Below are 15,729 nucleotides of genomic sequence, written 5' to 3' on the forward strand. Positions count from 1 at the left end.
TTTCGCCCCCCCGTCCCATGGTCCAGCATTGAAACTTTTTTGTCATATTAATGACGTCGTTTTGTCATCAATCCCTCATACCATCGCATCAGTTTTTCGATAGATAGGCCACCGGCCGCACAAGGGGAGCAATGATGAAGCACAAACTGGGTTACATCGCCGTCGCCGGCGCCCTGGGGATGATCGCCAACGCCGCGCTGGCCGACAATCTGTCCGCGCTGGTGCAGGCAGCGAAGAAGGAAGGCGAGCTGACCGTGATCGCGCTGCCGCACGACTGGTGCGGCTACGGCAATGTGATCGCCGGCTTCAAGGCCAAGTACGGCATCAAGGTCAACGAACTGAATCCGGACGCCGGCTCCGCCGACGAGCTGGAGGCCATCAAGGCCAACAAGAACAACAAGGGTCCGCAGGCGCCGGACGTCATCGACGTCGGCCTGTCCTTCGGTCCGCAGGCCAAGGCCCAGGGCCTGCTGCAGCCGTACAAGGTGTCCACCTGGAAGACCATCCCCGACAACGCCAAGGACAAGGACGGCTACTGGTACGGCGACTACTACGGCGTGCTGACCTTCCAGGTCAACCGCGACCTGGTCAGCAAGGCGCCGGCCGACTGGTCCGACCTCTTGAAGCCGGAATACAAGAACGCCGTGGCGCTGGCCGGCGACCCGCGCGCCGCCAACCAGGCCATCCAGGGCGTGTTCGCCGCCGGCCTGTCCCACGCCAAGGGCGATGTGGGCAAGGCCGCCGACGCCGGCCTGAAATTCTTCTCGCAGCTGAACAAGAACGGCAACTTCGTGCCGGTGATCGGCAAGGCCGCCTCGCTGGCCCAGGGCACTACCCCCATCATCGTGCGCTGGGACTACAACGCGCTGGCCGACCGCGACACGCTGAAGGGCAATCCGAAAGTGGACGTGATCGTGCCGAAGAGCGGCGTCGTCGCCGGCGTCTACGCCCAGGGCATCAGCGCCTACGCGCCGCACCCGAACGCCGCCAAGCTGTGGATGGAATACCTGTTCTCCGACGAGGGCCAGGTGGCCTGGCTGAAGGGCTACTGCCACCCGATCCGCTTCAACGACCTGACCGCCAGGAAGAAGATTCCGTCCGAGCTGATCGGCAAGCTGCCGGACGCCGCCGCCTACAAGAAAGCGGTGTTCCCGACCATAGAGCAGCAGGAAGCCTACAAGGCCGGCATCACCAAGCAGTGGGACAGCGTGGTCGGCAGCAACGTGAAGTAAAACGATCTCCCCGTCTCACCTCGGGGCCGCCTTCGGCGGCCCTCAGATTAAGGGCGGGGGGATCGGGATTCGACGTTCAGGCTCGGACTCAAGCACTGATGTGGCCAGGCCCGGCTTTGCCGGGTCCTGCAGAGCCTGAGCGAATCACGTTGCCAACAGCCTGAAGCCGCCGCTGGCGGCCCGTTCACCTAGAGAAACACCGATGTCCGCATCCTCAGAATCCATGCCGACGCCCTCCTCCCGCACAGCCAGTTTGCCCAGCGCCGCCCGCGCCCCGCTGCTGTCGTGGCTGGGCGTCGCGCCCTTCCTGATCTTCGCGCTGCTGTTCCTGATCCTGCCGACCGTGTTGCTGATGGCCGGCGCCTTCCAGGACGCCCAGGGCCACTTCACGCTGAACAATATCGTCCGCCTGTTCGACGACAACATCGTCGGCGCCTACAAGATCAGCCTGGAAATCAGCGCCGCCTCGGCCGTCCTCGGCACGCTGCTGGGCCTGCTGCTGGCGCTGGCGGCGATACGCGGCGGCCTGCCCGCCTGGATACGTCCGACGCTGACCACCTTCTCCGGCGTCGCCTCCAACTTCGCCGGCATCCCGCTGGCCTTCGCCTTCCTGGCCACGCTGGGGCGGATGGGCCTGGTGACGATGCTGCTGCGCCGGTACCTGGACGTCGACCTGTACGCCAGCGGCTTCTCCATCCTCAGCTTCGCCGGCCTGACGCTGACCTATCTGTACTTCCAGATCCCGCTGATGGTGCTGATCATCGCCCCCGCCGTGGAAGGGCTGAAGGACGAATGGCGCGAGGCCTGCGAGAGCCTGGGCGGCTCCGCCTTCGCCTACTGGCGGCACATCGCGCTGCCGGTGCTGTGGCCCAGCATGGCCGGCGCCGCGCTGCTCCTGTTCGCCAACGCCTTCGGCGCCGTCGCCACCGCCTATGCGCTGACCGGCAGCTCGCTGAACATCGTCACCATCCTGTTGTACGCGCAGATCCACGGCGACGTGCTGCACGACCAGAACCTGGGCTACGCGCTGGCGCTGGGTATGGTCCTGATCACCGGCAGCGCGAACGCCGGTTATATCTGGCTGCGCAAGCGCAGCCAAAGGGAGGCCGCATGAAACCCACCGCCACCTCGCGCCTGGGCGCCTGGATCGCCATCGTTCTCGGCAGCGGCTACTTCCTGCTGCCCCTGATCGCCACCTTCGAATTCAGCCTGAAGATGAAGCGCGAGGGCTACAGCTTCGAAGCCTACAAAGTCGTGCTGACCGATCCCGGCTTCCAGGCGAGCTTCGCCTACTCGGCGCTGCTGGCGCTGCTGACCATACTGTTCGGCATCTTGCTGGTGGTGCCGACCGCGTTCTGGGTGCAGCTGAAGCTGCCCAGACTGCGGCCGCTGATCGAATTCATCACGCTGCTGCCGCTTGTCATCCCCGCCATCGTGCTGGTGTTCGGCTATCTGCGGCTGTACGGCAGCGGCGGCTGGCTGCCGCTGACCGGCAACGAGCGCGGCACCGATCTCTTGCTGGTGTTCGGCTATGTGACGCTGGCCCTGCCCTATCTGTACCGCGCCGTGGACACCGGCCTGTCGTCGATAGACGTGCGCTCGCTGACCGAGGCGGCACAGAGCCTGGGCAGCGGCTGGTTCGACATCCTCAGGCTGGTGATCTTCCCCAATCTGAAGACCGCCATCCTGTCCGGCGCCTTCCTGACCTTCGCCATCGTCATCGGCGAGTTCACGCTGGCCAGCCTCTTGGCCCGGCCGGCCTTCGGCCCTTACTTGCAACTGATAGGCGCCAACCGCGCCTACGAACCGGCCGCGCTGGCCGTCATCGCCTTCCTGGTCACCTGGGCCGCGATGGGGCTGATGCAGGTGGTCAGCCGCAACCGCGCCGCGCTCGGCGCCGACGAACATTGAAACGGAAACCATCATGGCATTTCTGCAAATCGACCATCTGAACAAGCGCTTCGGCCAGCAGGCCGTGGTCCACGATTTCAACATGCAGGTGGAGGCCGGCGAGTTCATCACCTTCCTCGGCCCGTCCGGCTGCGGCAAAACCACGGTGCTCAGGATGATCGCCGGCTTCGAGACGCCCAGCGGCGGCAGCATCCGCCTGTCCGGCGACGACATCACCCGCCAGTCGCCGCAGAAGCGCGGCATCGGCATGGTGTTCCAGAGCTACGCGCTGTTCCCGAACATGAACGTGGCCGACAATATCGCCTTCGGCCTGAAGATGCAGAAGCGCAGCGCCGACGAAATCCGCCGCAAGGTCGGCGAGGTGATCGCGCTGGTGGAATTGAACGGCCGCGAGCGCCATTTCCCGCACCAGCTGTCAGGCGGCCAGCGCCAGCGGGTGGCGCTGGCGCGCGCGCTGGTGGTGGAGCCGCGGATGCTGCTGCTGGACGAGCCGCTGTCGGCGCTGGACGCCCGCATCCGCAAGAACCTGCGCGAACAGATCCGCGACATCCAGCGCCGACTGGGCCTGACCACCATCTTCGTCACCCACGACCAGGAAGAGGCGCTGACGATGTCGGACCGCATCTTCGTGATGAACCAGGGCAAGGTGGAGCAGGAAGGCGCGGCCGAAACCATCTACACCCAGCCGGCCACCGAGTTCGTCGCCCGCTTCATGGGCAACTACAATCTGCTGAGCGCCGAGCAGAGCCGCGCGCTGCTGGGACTGGAAATCAGCGGCCACCTGGCGATACGTCCGGAATCGATACAGTTGCTGGATCAGGGCGACGCCGGCGACGGCGCGCTGCCGGCGGTGGTGCGCCAGCACCAGCTCCTGGGCAACATCATCCGCTACCAGGTCGAGGCGAACGGCGCCACGCTGCAGGTGGACAGGCTGAACCGCAGCGCCGCCGACCTGCTGCCGGGCGGCACGCCGGTGCGGCTGCGCGTCGACCGCGCCGATCTGCGCGAGGTGCGCTAGGCCGGCGGCGGCCGCTGCCCCCCCTGCTGGAAGTAATGCATCTGCCGGCGCAGGCTGTCGGCGCGCATCGCGACCTCCTGCGCCGCCGCCGACAGCTGTTCGCTGGCGGCGGCGTTGTCCTGCGACAGCAGGTTCACGCGCCGCATCGCCTGGTTGATGTCGCCGACCCGCTGCGCCTGGGTCGTCGCCGCGCGGGAAATACCCATGACGAGCTCCAGCGTCTGGCGGCTGGACTCGACGATGTCGCTCAGCTGCTGGCCGGCGCTTTCGGCCAGATCGACGCTGCCTATCGCCACCTGGCCGATCTCTTTGGCCGCCGACTGGCAGCGCATCGCCAGCTTGCGCACCTCGTCCGCCACCACGGCGAAGCCGCGGCCGTGCTCGCCGGCCCGCGCCGCCTCTATCGCCGCGTTCAAGGCCAGCAGATTGGTCTGGTAGGCGATGTCGTCGATGATGTCGGTGCGGCGGGCGATCTCGTGCATCGCCGCTATCGTACGCTGCACCACCTGCTTGCCGTCGGCCGCCTGGCCGCTGGCGGTATCGGCCATTTGTCCGGCATGGTTGGCGTCGCCGGCCATCTCGAACATGCAGCGCGCGATGTCGTCTATCGCGCTGCTGCTCTCCTCGACGTCGGCCGAGGTGCGGGCCGCGCCCTGCGACAAGCCCTGGGACGCCGAATTGAGCTGGATCGACGCATTGGCCACCGCGTCGGCGTCCTCCTTGACCTGCAGGATCACCCCGGACAGCCGCTCGCCCATCTGGCGGATGTGGGCGGCCAGGCTGTGGCTGTCGCCGCTCCTGAGCGGCAGGAAGAAATCCAGCCGCCCGGCCGACAGCTCGCGCATGCCCTGCGCCACCTCGTCCGGCTCGGCGCCCAGCGTGTGGACGATATTGCGCCCGACCAGCACCGCGAAGACGATGGGCAGCAGCAGCAACAGCAGGCCGGCCAGCACCAGGTAGCCGTACAGCCTGGCGCTGGCGGCCTGGTCGTCCACCTGCTGCCGTATCTGCGCCAGCAGCGCCTGCTGCACCTGGTACAGCGCGTCGATGCGGCTGCTGCTCACCTGGAACCAGGTTTCCGGCCGCTCGCTCTGCAGCGCGCCGACGCCGCGCGCCAGCACCGCGTCGCGCAGGCGCTCGAACTGGCTGCTGCGGTCCATCGCCGCCTGCAGCAAGACCTCGTCGCCGCCGTACTGGCGGTACTGGGCCCGGCACAGTTCCTCCTGCGACACCACGCCGCTGACTTGGCGGAAATTGGTGATGGTGAAGCTGCCCTGGGTCAGCACGCCGGTGACCAGGCCGCGGGTGCGGCCGGTGTATTCCTTCTGGCAATTGACCGCCGACCATTGCAGCACCAGCTCCTGCACCAGCTGGCTGTGGGCGTGGAACAGCGCGACGATGCGCGACAGCCGTTCTATCTGGTCGGAATAGCGCCGGAACGCCGGATCGGGGGAGATATGACGGGCGTCGATCTCGCGCCTGAGCTGGTCTATCGCTTGCTGGCGCGGCAAGCTGTCGTCGAGATAAGCCTGCAGGCCGGGCGCCAGGCCGCCGTGCGGCTGGTCGCGCAGCCTGGCCAGCGCCGCGTCGGCGGCCTGGCGGGCCTGGAGCAGCTCCGGCGGCAGCGACCGGTGCATCGCCAGATAGCCGTAGCTGCGGCCGCGCTCCGCCTGCAGTTTCTGGATCAGTTCGCCGACCAGGCCGATGTTCTCGGTCAGCACCTGATCGCGGTTCAATTCCTGCAGCAACTGCCGCTGGTTCCAGGCATAGCCGATGGCGACGAAAAACAACGCCAGCACCAACGGAGCGATCAGCAACACCAGCTTGTGAGCGACCGTGAGGCGCATCCGCATCGCCTTCCCCTCTAGCGCGAAAACAATTCACTATAGGTTAAGCGCCTGTTCAAAGTCTTTGTCCGCGACTCAAGCCAGCCGCAGCAGGTCATCCGGCGTGTCGACGTCGAGCAGCACGCCGGGATCGTCCAGCTCCAGCCTCAGCGCCCGCCCCCAGTCGACGACCTCGCGCGCGCCGACGTCGCCGTCGAGGTCCAGCAAGCGCGGCAGGCAGGACGCCGGCAGGCCGCGCGGATGGCCGGGACGGCCCTGGTGGCACGGCAGCACCGGCCGGCCGTGCCGCAACGCCGACGCCAGCTGGCTGATGGTATGCGGCCGCACCAGCGGCATGTCGGCCAGACCCAGCACCAGTCCCTCGCAGTCCGGCAGCGCCAGCGCCCAGGCGGCGCCGCAGGCCAGCGAATGGCCGATGCCGGCGCGGTTCAGCCTGCAGGCCAAGGGCCGCACGCCCAGCCTGGCGCACAGCGCCAGGCCGAAATCGTCGTCGTCGCCGAGCACCGCCGCCAGCTGCGGCAGCCGCCCGGCGAAGGCCTGCAGGCTGGCTTCCAGCAGACTGCGGCCATCGGCCAGCCGCGCCTGGCGCTTGTCCGCGCCGAAGCGCCGGCCCTGCCCCGCCGCCAACACCACGCCGGCTATCATGCGCAGGCCTGGCGCATCGCGGCGGCGCCGGCCCGGCTGACGCTGCGGCAGGCGATCAGGTCGGCGGCGATGGACACCGCGATCTCGGCCGGCGTCCGCGAGCCTATCGCCAGTCCCACCGGGCCGTGCAGCCTGTCGAGCTGCGCCGGCGTCAGGCCGAAGTGCTCGGCCAGCCTCGCCTTGCGCTTCAGCGTCGTCGTGACCGAACCGAGCGCGCCGACGTAGTGGCAGGGCAGCCTGAGCGCCTCCATCAGCGCCAGGTCGTCCAGCTTGGGGTCGTGCGTGACCGCCACCACCGCGGTGCGTTCGTCGCAGCCGAAGGCCAGCACCAGGTCGTCCGGCATCTCGGCCGACAGCGGCGCGCCGGCCAGGCGCCAGTCCTGCCGGTACTCCTCGCGCGGCTCGCACACCGTCACCGCGTAGTCCAGCGTCAGCGCGATCTGCGCCAGATAGCGACCGAGTTCCGCCGCGCCTATGATCAGCAAGCGCCAGTGCGGGCCGTGCAGCACGCTGAAGCCGTCGGCGTCCTCGGCGAAGACGCCTTCCGGGCCGTCGACCGTCAGCCTGGCCGCGCCGTCGGCAAAGGCGACGCGGCGCCATAGGCAGCGCTGCGCGCCCACCGCCTCCAGCAGCTGTGCCAGCTGGGCCGGGTCCGGCGCCGTCTCCACCGCCACCCTGAGGCTGTTGCCGCACGGCAGCCGGTAGCGCTGCCTCTCCTCGACGCTGACGCCGAAGCTGCGCACCCAGGCCGCCGGGCCGGCGCCGAACACGCCTCCGTCGGCGATCTCCCGCCGCAGATCGTCCTCGACGCAGCCGCCGGACACCGAGCCGCAGATCATGCCGTCGTCTCGTATCGCCGCCAGCGCGCCCGGCGGCCTGGGACTGGCGCCATAGGTCCCCAGCACCGTCAGCAAGGCGACGCGGCGGCCCTGCCGCAGCCAGTCCAGCGTCTGCGCCAGCACGGTCTCGTCGTTGCCGCGCATCGCCGCGCTCATTTCGGACAGTAGGCGCCGGTGTCGGCCCAGCGCCGCACCGCGTCGTGGAAGTCGTTCTGCGACAACGGCGGCAGCGTGCGCCGGCCGCCGGGATGCCAGGCCCACTGCACCAGCGGGTCGGCCGTCATGTGGGCGACCAGCGCGGCGATGTCGCGATTGCCGTTGCGCTTCTTGTCCACCAGCCGGCGGCACATCTGGCCGTCGCTCAGTCCTTCCCAGCCCATGCTCAGCGGCGCCAGACGCCAGTTGGGTGCGCCCGGCACCGCGCCGTCGGCCGAATTGGCCGTCTGGTGGCAGGCCAGGCACATCAGCGACGGATGGCCCATGTCCGCCGGTCCGCGCTTGATCATCTGCTGGTGCGGATGGCGGTCGTCGCCCTGGCGCGGAAAGTCGGTGACGGTGTGGCAGTTCAGGCAGCGCGGCGATTGCAGCACCCTGGCCACGTCGCCGAATGTCCGCCGCGACGCGGCCGGATCGTCCGCCGCCAGGGCGGCCGGCAGCCAGGCGGCCAGCGCCCAGCACAAGATTGTCGAGATTTTCATATCCGTCTTCCTCACACCATCTGGTAGCCGTGCCGGCTCAGCGGCAGCTCGCGCCGCCTCTGGCCGGAAGCCGCGTGGATGGCGTTGGCCAGCGCCGGCGCGACCACAGGCACCGCCGGCTCGCCGGTGCCGCCCGGCGCCTCCTCGCTGGCGACGATGGAAACGTCGACCTTGGGCGCCTGGAACATCCTGACGATCTGGTAGCCGTCGAAATTCTTCTGCTCGACCTCGCCGTCCTTGAAGGTGATCTCGCCGAACAGCGCCGCCGACAGGCCGAACAGGATGCCGCCCTCCATCTGCGCCGCCACCTGGTCCGGATTGACCACCACGCCGCAATCGACGGCGCACCAGACATGTTCGACCTTCAACTCCTTGCCCTTGACCGACACTTCCACCACCTGGGCGACATGGGAACCGAAGGACGTATGCACCGCCGCGCCCAGGCCATGGCCTTTCGGCAGCTTGCGGCCCCAGCCGGCCATCCGCGCCGCCTCTCGCAGCACCGCCTGCTCCCGCGGCGCCTTGCCCAGCAGCGCCAGCCGGTAGGCCACCGGGTCCTGACGCGCCAGCCGCGCCAATTCGTCGATATAGCTTTCCTTGGTGAAGGCGCTGTGCGAATGGCCGACCGAGCGCCACCACAGCACCGGCAGCGGGATCTCCGGCGTGTGCAGGTCCAGCGAGACCGCCGGCAGCGCGTAGGGCATGTCGTCGGTGCCTTCCACCGACACCGCGTCGATGCCGTTCTTGACCATCATCGGCGCGAACGGCGTGCCGGCGATGATGGACTGGCCGACGCCGGTCTGCAGCCAGGCGGCCGGCTTGCCATCCGCGGCTATGCCGCCGCGCACGCGGTCCAGCCACATCGGCCGGTAGTAGGCGCCGGCCAGATCGTCGTCGCGGGTCCACATCAGCCGGATCGGCACGCCCTGGCCGTGATGCTTGGCCACCTCCATCGCCTCCTTCAGCCAGTCGGAGCCGACCGGCACCGCCCGCCGGCCGAAGCCGCCGCCGAGCAAGGTGGTGTGCAGCGTGACCTGTTCCGGCTTCAGCCCCGCCATCGAGGCCGCCATGCCGACGTCCAGCGTCTGGGACTGGGTGCCGCTCCAGATCTCGCAGCTGCCCGGCTTCAGCCAGACCACGCAGTTCAGCGGCTCCATCGGCGAGTGGGACAGGTAGGGCAGCTCGTACCAGGCTTCCAGTTTCTTGGCCGCGCCGGCCAGCGCCGCCTCGGCATCGCCCTCGCGGCGATAGGTTTGCCCGGGCTTGGCCGCGCGCGCGCGGTAGTCGGCGCGCAGCCTGGCCGAATCCAGCTCGGCATTGGCGCCGCGCTCCCATTCCACTTCCAAGAGGTCGCGCGCCTTCTTGGCCGGCCAGAAACCGTCGGCCAGCACGACGACGCCGTTGCTGATCGCGAACACGTCCTTGACGCCAGGGACCGCCCTGGCCGCGTCGGCCTTGAAGCTCCCGGGCTTGCCGCCGTAGCTGGGACAGCGCTTGAGCAGCGCCGTCAGCATGCCGGGCAGGCGGACGTCCATCGCGAACTGCGCGCGGCCGTCCAGCTTCTCGTCGCCGTCCACCCGGTGCACGCGGGTGCCCAGCAGCTTCCAGCGGTGGCGCGGCTTCAGCTCCACCGTGTCCGGCACCGGCAGCTTGCCGGCGGCCTCGGTCAGCTCGCCGTAGCCCAGGCTGGCGCCATTGGCGTTGTTGAACACCCGGCTGTTTTCGGCGCGGCATTGCGAGGCCGGCACGCCCCAGCGCCGCGCGGCGGCCGATATCAGCATGTCGCGCGCGGCGGCGCCTATCTTGCGGTACTGGTCATAGCTGGACAGCGTGCTGGTGCTGCCGCCGGTGATCTGGATATGGAAGGCGGTATGGACGTAGACCGGGGCGGCCGGCGCCGACACCACCTTGATCCGGTTCCAGTCGCATTCCAGCTCCTCGGCGATCAGCATCGCCAGCGAGGTGTAGATGCCCTGCCCCATCTCGGACTTGTTGCTGACGATGGTGACGCCGCCGTCCTTCTCGATGCGGACGAAGGCGTTCGGAGAGGGGATGGGATTCTTGGCCTCGGCCGCCTCGGCCCTGCGCCCGCCCTCGCTGAGGACGAAGCCCAGGCAAAGCGCGCCGCCGACCGCGCCGCTCATTTTGAGGAAACCGCGGCGGGACACTCCAATGGTCGTCATCCGGGCCTCCTAAAGCAGCTTGGCGGCGGCGTGGATGGCCGCGCGTATCCGGGGATAGGTGCCGCAGCGGCACAGATTGCCGCTCATCGCCACATCGATGTCCTGGTCGGACGGATGCGGGTTGGCGCTGAGCAAGGCGGTGGCGGCCAGCACCTGGCCGCTCTGACAGAAGCCGCACTGCACCACGTCCAACTGATGCCAGGCCTGCTTGACCGCCTGCGCCACCTTGTCGGCGTTGCCTTCCACCGTGGTGATGCTGTCGTCGGCAGCCAGCGTGGAAATCGGGGTTACGCAGGAACGGATCGGCAGGCCGTTCTTCAGCACCGTACAGGCGCCGCACAAGGCCGCGCCGCAGCCGAACTTGGTGCCGGTCAGGCCCAGCTCGTCGCGCAATGCCCACAGGATGGGCGTGTCCGGAGAGGAGTTAAGCTCCACCTCCTTGCCGTTGATGGAAACCTTCATGCCTTGCCTCCCGAGCCGAGAAACAGAAGACGACGGCCATGCAATGGCCGCCGTCCGGATGCGAATCGGCGCCGCGCGGAATCCCGCCGCGGCGCCGCTGCAATCACTATAGGCGCTATCGGTTCAGACTCAAGCGGGCGGGCCGCTCAGCCTCCCCGTTGCAGGCAGCGCTGGTAGCGGCCATCGACGCGGCGCGCGAACCATTCGGTGGTCAGCCTGTGGGTGAACTTCGGGCTGACCAGCACGATCTGCGGGATGATCTCGCGCGGCGCCTTCGGTCCGGCCAGCGCGAATACCCGTTGATACAGCGGGCTCTGGCCGAAGCCGGACAGCTTCTCCAGCCGCAGGTCGCGCATCATGTCGGCGTCGGTCATGCCCAACCGGCCGGCGATGGACTGCAGCGCGCGCTGGGTGTCGCTGGTTTCGCCGGACAGCACGCGGTTCATCTTGTCGCTGTACAGCATGATGTCGCCGTCCAAGGCCAGCCTGCGGCCCGACAGCCGCGACACCGCCAGCTGGAAGGCGGCATTGCGGCTGGCGTAGCGGCCGGCGTTGTAGTCGGCGAAGCGGTAGACCATCTCGTGGTACGGCGCCGGGTACTGCAGCAGGATGGCGGTGCCGAAATAGACGCTGCCGCGGCGGGTGAACACCTCGTCGCGCAGGCTGGAATAACCATACGGATACGGCCAGGCGCGGACGTGGGTCTCGGCGAAGGCGACGCTGACCTGCATCGGCCCGCCGTCGCGGATCGGGTTCTTGTGCTCGAAGATGGTCTGGCCGAACGGCAGCTCGCGCACCATGTCCTCGTACAAGGCGTTCATCTCGCGCTTGGTGCGCAAGGCGTCGACGCGCTGCTTGAAGCTGCGGCCGTCCGGCGACTTCTTGCTCATCGCCGCGTCGACGACGAACTGCGGAATCAGGTATTTCTGCCGGCGCTGCTCGATTTCGCCCCAGACGATCTTGGACAGGCCGGGCACCACCGGGTCCGGGCTGAAGCCCGACTCCTGCTCCGCCACCGCCAGCACCGCGCAGAAGAACGGCGGCGTGTACGGAATCTTCAGATGGCTGAAGGCGCCGATCACGTCGTTGCTCCAGCCCTTGCGATCGGGAATCCCCGGCGGCAGCAGGCGGTCCAGCAAGGCCCGGCCCTGGCTTTCGGAAATGGCGGCGGGCGGCTGGACCGGCCGCGCCACCGGGCGCGGCGGCGCGATGGGCGCGGCCACGGGCGCCGAGGCCGGCTGCTCCGGCGGCGGCACGTCGACGGCGGGAGCCGAGGCCGGCGTCTCGGGCGCGGCGATCGGAGCGGGATTCGGCGGCGTGGCGCAGGCGGCGACGAAGAGGCTGGCTGCCAGCAGGGTCAGACGGGCTTTCACGGTGTCTCGCAAACGGGCAAAGACCAGAGTTTAGCCCAGAGGGCCGCGCTTGGCATGCGCCGCTTCAGCGCAGGTCGAAGCGATTGATGCTGCCATCCTGATGCATCGCGGCGATCGCGCGGTCTATCCGCGCCAGCACGGCGTCGTCCAGCCTGCGGTTGCAGGCGAAGGCCACCTCCAGCGTGTCCAGCGCCAGCGCCACCCGCGGCGGCGGCATGCCCAGCCGCCGCGTCAGCGACGACACGCCGACGTCCAGCATCGCCCACAGGTCCAGCCGGCCCAGCTGCAGCTTCTCCCGCCCGCTGACGTAGTCGACGCTTTCCTCCGGCACCAGGCCGCGCGCTCTCAGACGCTGCGCCACGACGGTGCCGCGCGTCGCCCCCACCCTCAAGCCGCGCGCCGCGTCCAGATCGCGCAGTCGGCGGGCGTCGTCGCCGCGCGCCAGCAACACCAGCCGCATCTGCACCAGCGTCGCGCTCCATTTATAACTGCCGTCCAGCTCCGGCAGGTGCGCCAGCGGCGAGCAGGCATCGGGCTGCTGCGCCACCAGCAGCCGAGCGCGCGCCTGCGGATAAGCGGCGAAATGGAAATCGACGCCGGCCCGGCGCCCCACCTCGCGCATCAGCGCGATGCCGCCGCCCTGCAACGTCGTCCCGTCCGCCGCCAACTCCGCCACGCCGGGAATCTGGGTCATCGGGACACTCAGCGTCTCCGACCGCGCCTCGCCGGCCGACAGGCCGCAAGCCAGAACCGCCGCCATCCATCGCATTCCGCCGCTCCGACTTGCACACAATCGGAACCATAGCAAAACGGGGAGCCATCGCTCCCCGTCTCTTCATGCCGCCATCAGCGGAAGCTGGCCACCATGATCCAGCCTATCAGCAACGGCGCCAGCGCCATGCAGAAACCGCGCATGCACTGCATCGCACGCGGAGAGCTGTCGGACGACAGCTCCTTCCTGACCACCGGCCAGGCCTTCCAGCCGACGAAGAGCGCCAGCAACAGCTCGCCGGCCGGCATCAGCAGCTTGGAGGTGACGAAGTCCAGCAGATCGAAGAAATTCATGCCGAACAACTGATGGTCGCTCCACACGCCCAGCGACAGCGAGGCCGGCACGCCCAGCAGAAAGGTGCCGGCGGCCATCAGGATGGCGGCGACGCGGCGCGACAGCCGCAGCTCGTCGATGGCGAAGCTGGTCACCACCTCCAGCAGCGAAACGGAGGACGTCAGCGCCGCCAGCAGCAGCAGGCAGAAGAACATCACCGCGAACAGCTGGCCCAGCGGCAGATGGGCGAACACCGCCGGCATCGTGATGAAGGTCAGGCCGGGACCGGCCGACGGGTCGAAGCCGAAGGCGAACACCGCCGGCAGCACCATCAGGCCGGCCAGGAAGCAGGTGGCCACCGTCAGCGCGATCACCCACAGCGCCGAGCCCACCAGCTTGGATTCGCGGCCGACATAGGAGCCGTAGGTGATCATGATGCCCAGGCCCAGCGACAGCGAGAAGAAGGCCAGGCCCAACGCGTCGACCAGCATCGCCGCGCTGACCTTGGAAAAGTCCGGCGCGACGAAGTAGCCCACGCCGTCGAGCGCGCCCGGCAAGGTCAGCCCGCGCGCGATCAGCACCAGCATCAGCGCGAACAGCGCCGGCATCAGGAATTTGGACAGCGCCTCTATGCCCTTCTGCACGCCGCCGACCACCACGGCCAGCGTCAGCAACGCGAAACCGCCGTGATACAGCACCGGCTGCACCGGATCGCTGATGAAGCCGTTGAAGATGGCGCCCAGCGCCTTCGGATCGGAGGTCATGATGCTGCCCTGCAGCGACTTGCCGATGTAGGCGACGGTCCAGCCGCCGACCACGCTGTAGAACGACAGGATCAGGAAGCACACCAGCACGCCCATATAGCCGATCACCGGCCAGAAACCGCCGGCAAGCCGGCGGAAGGCGCCGACGGCGCCGGCATTGGCGGCGCGTCCCAGCGCCATCTCCGACACCATCAACACCAGACCCAGTGTCAGGCAGATGCCGAGGTAGATGAACAGAAACGCTCCGCCGCCATTGGTGGCGGCGACGTAGGGAAACTTCCAGATGGCGCCCAGCCCGATGGCCGAGCCGGCTGCCGCGAGAATGAAACCGAGGCGCGAGCCCCATTGAGATCTAGCCATGTTCTATCGTCTTTGTCGTATTTTTGGATGTCGTGAAGCGCGGTGCGCGCCGGCTGGCGGCGCGGACGTCGGCGGGCCGCAATCGCGGCGCCGGCGGACGGCGGAGGCATCGGGACAGGCATCCGTCCGGTGGGACGGCGGCTACCGGGGCGTCGGGGGTGGGGACGCCGGCCGGTCCTGGTCGGATAGTGCTGCTTCGCTTTTCAATTTAACATGATTGCGGGTGCTAGCTAACTAAAAACGCCGCCGCGCCATTCATCGGCCGAAAACCGCCGTATAGCCATCCGGGGAGATTGCACCGTGAAATTTGCCGAACTTAGGAATAAACTAAGTAAAACAACGTAGTGCGCGCGTCGTCCATCCGAGGAGCAGCCGGCAGCGACATGTTGTATTGCTTGTCTCGGGAGGACAGCCATGGCCACTTTGCAAACGCTTCAACCGCTGATCGATACCGTGCAGGGCTGTTTGATCCTGTCCGATCCTGTCGACGGCCGCATCCGCGGCGCCAACCAACTGGCCAGCATCCTGCTCGTCTGCCCTCACGACGAGCTGATGGGCCGCTCGATCTACGATTTCGTGACCGATCGCACCCAGGCCGTCGACATCGACGAGCAGCTGGCCCGCGGCAATATGATCTACAACCGCGGCATGCAGCTGTCCACCGCCGACGACCGCAGTTTCGACGTCCAGCTGTCGGCGCGCCACGTCGACATCGGCGCCGGGCCGATGCTGGCGTTCAGCTTCGCCGACCGCACCGAGGTCAAGGTGATGGGCCAGCTGCTGGATTTCGAGCGCCAGTTGGTCGAACGTTCGCTGAACATCGTCAAGACGCTGAAGGAGGAAGGCTGCCAGGGCGACGACGAGGACAAGCTGACCGGCGTCGCCGGCATGCACAGGCTGATGGCGGCGGCCCATGCCGAAACCAATCGATCGCGCCGCTACGGCGGACCGTTGTCGGCGCTGGCGCTGGAACTGGTGAACCTGCCCGAGATGGTGCCCAGCGGCGACGACGGCTCGGCCGGCAACCAGCTGATCCGGCTGGCCAGCAGCCTGTGCCTGCAAAACACCCGCGACAGCGACCTGGTGGCGCGCCGCGGCGACAACACCTTCATCATCCTGTTGCCGAGCACGCAGCTGCCCGGCGCCAGCGAGACCGGACGCCGGCTGATCAAGGCGCTGCGCCAGCTGACCTTCCTGCACCGCGGCGAGGAGCACCAGGCGCTGGCCTGCGTCGGCGCCAGTTCGCTGCGCACCGACGAGACCAGTCCGACGCCGATGCTGGAACGGCTGGACATCGCCCTGCGCAAGGCGCGCGAAGGCGGCGCCAACTACATCATCAAACTGCCCTGAGC

The 15,729-nt window shown here is 68.2% G+C and carries 14 protein-coding genes; 5 read left to right on the plus strand and 9 right to left on the minus strand.

All coding sequences use genetic code 11. From position 1 onward, the window contains the following. Positions 1 to 134: 134 nt before the first annotated feature. The 4 genes from WNM05_RS16170 (at position 135) to WNM05_RS16185 (ending at position 4,161) form a co-directional block, all read left to right on the plus strand. On the plus strand, positions 135 to 1,232 hold the full coding sequence (locus tag WNM05_RS16170; RefSeq protein ID WP_434628745.1) for an ABC transporter substrate-binding protein: 1,098 nt from the start codon (positions 135 to 137) through the stop codon (positions 1,230 to 1,232). 202 nt (positions 1,233 to 1,434) lie between these two features. Then, positions 1,435 to 2,346 (plus strand): ABC transporter permease, encoded by a 912-nt coding sequence (locus WNM05_RS16175; RefSeq protein ID WP_434628747.1) that lies wholly within the window; start codon positions 1,435 to 1,437, stop codon positions 2,344 to 2,346. Next, positions 2,343 to 3,143 (plus strand): ABC transporter permease, encoded by an 801-nt coding sequence (locus WNM05_RS16180; RefSeq protein ID WP_434628749.1) that lies wholly within the window; start codon positions 2,343 to 2,345, stop codon positions 3,141 to 3,143. Before WNM05_RS16175 ends, WNM05_RS16180 begins: the two co-directional genes overlap by 4 nt. 13 nt (positions 3,144 to 3,156) lie before the next feature. Beyond that, the gene (locus WNM05_RS16185; RefSeq protein WP_434628751.1) at positions 3,157 to 4,161 is read left to right on the plus strand and encodes an ABC transporter ATP-binding protein; all 1,005 of its coding nucleotides are present in this window, start codon (positions 3,157 to 3,159) and stop codon (positions 4,159 to 4,161) included. On the opposite strand, the gene WNM05_RS16190 is transcribed toward WNM05_RS16185, so the two are convergent. The 9 genes from WNM05_RS16190 to WNM05_RS16230 form a co-directional block, all read right to left on the minus strand. Beyond that, entirely contained in the window at positions 4,158 to 6,008 is a 1,851-nt protein-coding gene (locus tag WNM05_RS16190) for a methyl-accepting chemotaxis protein (RefSeq protein ID WP_434628753.1), read from the minus strand. The two genes, WNM05_RS16185 and WNM05_RS16190, sit on opposite strands and share 4 nt — an antisense overlap. A 75-nt stretch (positions 6,009 to 6,083) precedes the next feature. Then, on the minus strand, positions 6,084 to 6,653 hold the full coding sequence (locus WNM05_RS16195) for a nucleotidyltransferase family protein (protein WP_434628755.1): 570 nt from the start codon (positions 6,651 to 6,653) through the stop codon (positions 6,084 to 6,086). After that, entirely contained in the window at positions 6,650 to 7,636 is a 987-nt protein-coding gene (locus WNM05_RS16200) for an XdhC family protein (RefSeq protein ID WP_434628757.1), read from the minus strand. The genes WNM05_RS16195 and WNM05_RS16200 overlap by 4 nt, the downstream gene beginning before the upstream one ends. Positions 7,637 to 7,644: 8 nt before the next feature. Continuing rightward, complete coding sequence (locus WNM05_RS16205) at positions 7,645 to 8,190, minus strand: hypothetical protein (RefSeq protein ID WP_434628759.1); 546 nt, start codon at positions 8,188 to 8,190, stop codon at positions 7,645 to 7,647. Between the two features lie 11 nt (positions 8,191 to 8,201). Beyond that, on the minus strand, positions 8,202 to 10,373 hold the full coding sequence (locus WNM05_RS16210) for a molybdopterin cofactor-binding domain-containing protein (RefSeq protein ID WP_434628761.1): 2,172 nt from the start codon (positions 10,371 to 10,373) through the stop codon (positions 8,202 to 8,204). Positions 10,374 to 10,382: 9 nt separating this feature from the next. Beyond that, positions 10,383 to 10,835 (minus strand): (2Fe-2S)-binding protein, encoded by a 453-nt coding sequence (locus WNM05_RS16215; RefSeq protein ID WP_434628762.1) that lies wholly within the window; start codon positions 10,833 to 10,835, stop codon positions 10,383 to 10,385. Positions 10,836 to 10,981: 146 nt separating this feature from the next. Continuing rightward, positions 10,982 to 12,208 (minus strand): DUF1615 domain-containing protein, encoded by a 1,227-nt coding sequence (locus WNM05_RS16220; RefSeq protein WP_434628764.1) that lies wholly within the window; start codon positions 12,206 to 12,208, stop codon positions 10,982 to 10,984. Positions 12,209 to 12,272: 64 nt separating this feature from the next. Then, a complete protein-coding gene (locus WNM05_RS16225) occupies positions 12,273 to 12,968 on the minus strand; it encodes a substrate-binding periplasmic protein (protein ID WP_434628766.1) in 696 nt (231 codons plus the stop codon). Between the two features lie 86 nt (positions 12,969 to 13,054). Next, a complete protein-coding gene (locus WNM05_RS16230; protein WP_434628768.1) occupies positions 13,055 to 14,377 on the minus strand; it encodes a sodium-dependent transporter in 1,323 nt (440 codons plus the stop codon). A 414-nt stretch (positions 14,378 to 14,791) separates the two neighbouring features. Here WNM05_RS16230 and WNM05_RS16235 point away from each other — a divergent pair, with 414 nt between their 5' ends. Further along, entirely contained in the window at positions 14,792 to 15,727 is a 936-nt protein-coding gene (locus WNM05_RS16235; protein ID WP_434628770.1) for a diguanylate cyclase domain-containing protein, read from the plus strand. Positions 15,728 to 15,729 lie beyond the last annotated feature (2 nt).

Source organism: Chromobacterium sp. CV08, from assembly GCF_051129845.1.
In the GTDB taxonomy this organism is placed as follows: Bacteria; Pseudomonadota; Gammaproteobacteria; order Burkholderiales; family Chromobacteriaceae; genus Chromobacterium.